Source organism: Pseudomonas sp. CM27 (assembly GCF_013179515.1).
GTDB lineage: Bacteria > Pseudomonadota > Gammaproteobacteria > Pseudomonadales > Pseudomonadaceae > Aquipseudomonas.
The window spans coordinates 1-2321 of the sequence record NZ_JABMCN010000401.1; the positions used below are offsets into that span (position 1 = coordinate 1).

The 2321-nt window shown below is 59.4% G+C and carries 5 protein-coding genes; all 5 read right to left on the reverse strand.

The features are described 5' to 3' along the window. Positions 1-60: 60 nt before the first annotated feature. Positions 61-792 carry a helix-turn-helix domain-containing protein gene (locus HP547_RS28320; protein WP_172288793.1) on the reverse strand — a complete coding sequence of 244 codons (732 nt, stop codon included), beginning with the start codon at positions 790-792 and terminating at the stop codon, positions 61-63. 4 nt (positions 793-796) lie between these two features. After that, a complete protein-coding gene (locus HP547_RS28325; RefSeq protein WP_172288795.1) occupies positions 797-1030 on the reverse strand; it encodes a hypothetical protein in 234 nt (77 codons plus the stop codon). After that, on the reverse strand, positions 1027-1347 hold the full coding sequence (locus HP547_RS28330; RefSeq protein ID WP_172288797.1) for a hypothetical protein: 321 nt from the start codon (positions 1345-1347) through the stop codon (positions 1027-1029). The genes HP547_RS28325 and HP547_RS28330 overlap by 4 nt, the downstream gene beginning before the upstream one ends. Beyond that, on the reverse strand, positions 1344-2090 hold the full coding sequence (locus HP547_RS28335; RefSeq protein ID WP_172288799.1) for a phage antirepressor: 747 nt from the start codon (positions 2088-2090) through the stop codon (positions 1344-1346). The genes HP547_RS28330 and HP547_RS28335 overlap by 4 nt, the downstream gene beginning before the upstream one ends. Further along, positions 2087-2321: hypothetical protein (locus HP547_RS28340; protein ID WP_172288801.1), on the reverse strand; the 235-nt coding region annotated here is incomplete at its 5' end. The genes HP547_RS28340 and HP547_RS28335, both read right to left, overlap by 4 nt.

Here is a 2321-nt window from a genome sequence, read left to right on the forward strand (position 1 = left end):
CGACCATGCACCGGGCACTCGCCGGAGAAGATGCGCTTGGCCGGGGTGCGGTGGAACAGATCAGAAATTCGAACGGCCATCGTGGCTCTCCTGGTACATGTCATCGGTGTGCTGCGGGAGGTTGTTGAATACGCCGCCCTGGGCGGTTGCTCCGGCTGGCTGCAGAACGTCATGCCAGCGCTCGCCGTTGAGCCAGGTGGAGGCCATCGGGATGTACTGGCCAGCGTCCTTGGTCCAGTCACGCGACATACAGTGCTGGGCTAGGGCAGCGATCATTACGGCCTGCTGCTCAGCGTCCGGGTTGAGCTTGTTCCAGGCCTTCAGCGCGTCCTTTCGGCTCTTCTTCTTCGGGTACAACTTCCAGAAAATCTCAAACCCATCAGCCACCGCAGTGCACATAGGTTTAGGTTCTTTGACTGGTTCAGAAGAGTGACTGGTTCTGGTGCTTTCTGGGCCTACACCCCCTGTAGGCTGTGGGCCTACACCTGTGCTTTCTGGGCCTACAGGGGTGCTTTTTCGGCCTACACCTGAGAGGGTCAGGAAATACAGGTTGGTGGAGTTCCCTTTTGGGCCTTCTCGATTCTCGATTCGCAACAGACCCTGGACCTCAAGTTGCTTGATGTGCTTGCGCACAGTGCTTCGATCAATCTCGCATTGCTCGGCAACGTGCTGGTACGACGGCCAGCACTCGCCCTGGTCGCTGGCGTTGTCCGCTAGCTTGATCAGCACCAACTTACGGAGCGGGTTGCCGACCTTGGTCTTCATGGCCTTGACCATCAATTCCATGCTCATAAATTTAGATCTCCAACTCAGCGGTCACCCGCTGGACAAACTGGTCGTAGGGCTCAGCCATGGCGATACCCTGAAGCTCCAGCGCCTCGCGGTAGGCCTTCGCCGATCCGTAAAGCACCCAGCGATCACGCTCAGGGAGTCCTCGGAAAGCTGCATAGCTTGGCCAGGGGCCGCTGATCACTGCTGCGCCAGCAGGTTGCTTATCCTCATTGGCCAGCGGGGCATAGGAACGGCTCATTGAGGCTCCTCCAAGTCAGCAGCAACACGTGCCAGGAAAGACATTGCGGCCTGCTCTCGGATATCTGTTGCAGCCATGCCTGTAAGGCGGCGGACCAAGACCCGGAGCGCGTACTGGGCCATCAGCACTTCAAAGCGAGCATCGCCGCGGGAGTCATCACAGGACTCGTCATCAAAGAGAATTTCTTCGGCCAGGTCGCAGCCATACCAAGCGCGATAAGCAAGCTGCTCGTTCGTCCACGACTCGAAATAGGCCTCATTGATAACGACCGGATCAGTTGGCTTCTGACCAAACAGAGGGATCACGTTGTCGGTCATTGCGCCGCCCTCGGATTGATCTTGAACCGCCCCTGTGGGATCTCCGGGTGGGTCGCACGCTCGGAAGTGACGTACGCGCATTGCTCCACGAACTGGTCAAATCGGCGCGTGATGGCCGGCTTGGGCCAGATCGCGAACGGCTGCCCCCCGTCTTCGGAGTGGCGGCTTCGCACCATGGCGAACGGCAGCGGCGCCCCCGAAACCTCACGCATCACTGCGTTGACCACCCAGGCCGGCAGGCCGTGGCGATTGTTGATGCGCTCGCGGATTGTGGTGATGGTCTCGAAGCCGCTAGGCACGGAGTCGAGATAACGGACCTGCTCCAGCCGGCTCGTACGGTCTTCCACCTGCGCCAAAGCCTGCTGCTGCTCCGCCTGCTTGCGCTCGATCGCCACCAGGTGGTTTGCACTGGCCGCGATCAGCTCCGCCTGGGTCATCGGGCGGACTTGCTGAGCCTCCAGCTCATTCAGCCGAGCAAGCACTCGCCGACGAACCCCTTTTGACTCACGCATAGCAACCAGCTTGCACTGGTCGGCGGTAAGGCGAAGCCCTTCAGACTGGGTGTTGTTCAAATTTTGCACTACGAAAGTTTCGTAGTGCTCACCATCAAGCTCGTCCTTGCAGCGAGCAACGAAGTCGTTATGACGAACAGAGCCTTCACCGAACCCGGCGCGGGCCTCGTTGACCAGCGCCAGCAGCTCAGTGGTGTCCATAGTTGTGAAGGTGGTAGAGGGCAGATTCATGCCGAACCTCCCACATCCTTCGCGTCATGGAAGGCAGCCGCGTTTCGGTGAGGCCACATAAAGTTTCGCGTGTCGAAAACGACTCGCTCCAACAGGCGCTCAAGTTCGCCGGCTACAGGATTGTCGAATCCGCCGAGCGAGGGCACCACATGCGCCCAGTACAAGGCTTTGATCAACTTGAAAGACTCGCGGGCTTCGTTGAAGCGTGCGATGTCGGCTGCGGTGAGGGTA